Source organism: Alteromonas sp. G5_S2_22_S1, from assembly GCF_054968525.1.
Genome location: NZ_JBQKUJ010000046.1, coordinates 1 through 1,315 on the forward strand (window position 1 = coordinate 1; position 1,315 = coordinate 1,315).

The 1,315-nt window shown below is 44.2% G+C and carries 1 protein-coding gene; it reads right to left on the bottom strand.

The window, feature by feature from the left end:
• Positions 1-30: 30 nt before the first annotated feature.
• Positions 31-1,242 (bottom strand): IS256 family transposase, encoded by a 1,212-nt coding sequence (locus tag ACTRWF_RS19610; protein ID WP_462836100.1) that lies wholly within the window; start codon positions 1,240-1,242, stop codon positions 31-33.
• Positions 1,243-1,315: the final 73 nt, after the last annotated feature.

Here is a 1,315-nt window from a genome sequence, read left to right on the forward strand (position 1 = left end):
GAGCCTGTAACAGATTCTGTGTAACTGCCATTAGTTAATATGTTTCTCGAGGCGTTCCTCGAACTCGATAATAAAACGACTCATCGCCTGACGCCAGTTTTGAATCGGCATTGACCATTTCTTACTGGCATCTTTTATTGCTAAGTACACCATTTTTCTAGCGGAATCGTCGCTGGGGAAGATTTTCCGCTTCTTAATAGCTTTGCGGATAACGCTGTTCAACGACTCAATGGCGTTAGTGGTGTAAATTGCCCTGCGGATGTCCTCTGGGTAATTAAATAAGGTGTTGAGATTATGCCAGTGCGTCCGCCATGATTTAGCTATTTGAGGGTACTGGCCGTCCCATGTTTCAGCAAACCGTTCTAATTCAAGCAGAGCTTCATCTTCTGTTGCTGAGCGGTATACGCGCTTTAAATCTGCGGTGACAGCTTTGTAATCCTTCCATGACACATATTTCAGTGAGTTACGCACCATGTGAACGATACAGAGTTGAATATGTGTTTGTGGGAACACAGCATTAATTGCATCAGGGAAGCCTTTCAGACCATCTACACAAGCAATAAGGATGTCTTCTACGCCACGCTGTTGCAGTTCAGTTAAAACGCTTAGCCAGAACTTAGCCCCTTCATTCTCGGCAATCCACATGCCCATCAGTTCTTTGTGACCTTCGGTATTGATACCCAAGGCCAGGAAGATAGATTTGTTGATGATGCGTTTATCTTGGCGTATTTTCACCACGATACAGTCGAGGTAAACGATGGGGTAAATAGCATCTAACGGGCGTGACTGCCACTCGACCACTTGCTCGATAACCGCATTAGTGACGCGAGAAACTAATGTTGGCGATATCTCAGCACCGTACCATTCATCAAACGCATTGACGATTTCACGAGTACTCATGCCCTGTGCATAAAGCCAGAGGATTTTATCGTCCATTGACGTAAAGCGAGACTGATGTTTTTTAACGAGTTTAGGTTCAAAGGAGCCTTCGCGGTCACGAGGTGTGTCGAGTTCAAACTCACCGTCTTCAGTTTTAACGCGTTTGCTGCTCTTGCCGTTGCGACTGTTTGATGATGAAGACTTTTGATTTTTCTCGTAGCCAAGATGCTCATCCATTTCTGCGTTCAATGCCGCTTCAACAGTGATTTTCTTCAACATCTGACTAAATTCGTTTAAGTCCTGAGGTGTTTTAATGCCCTTGGCCGCTTCCTTTGCGAAAGCTTCAAGCTCTTTCTTATTCATGTTCATCTGCCTATCCTTAACTCTCTATAGAGTAAATTGAGATAGGCAGTTACACAAAATTAGTTACAGTCTC

Coding starts and splice junctions, on each gene's coding strand:
- ACTRWF_RS19610 (WP_462836100.1), bottom strand. CDS start 1,242: ATGAATAAGAAAGAGCTTGAAGCTTTCGCAAAGGAAGCGGCCAAGGGC.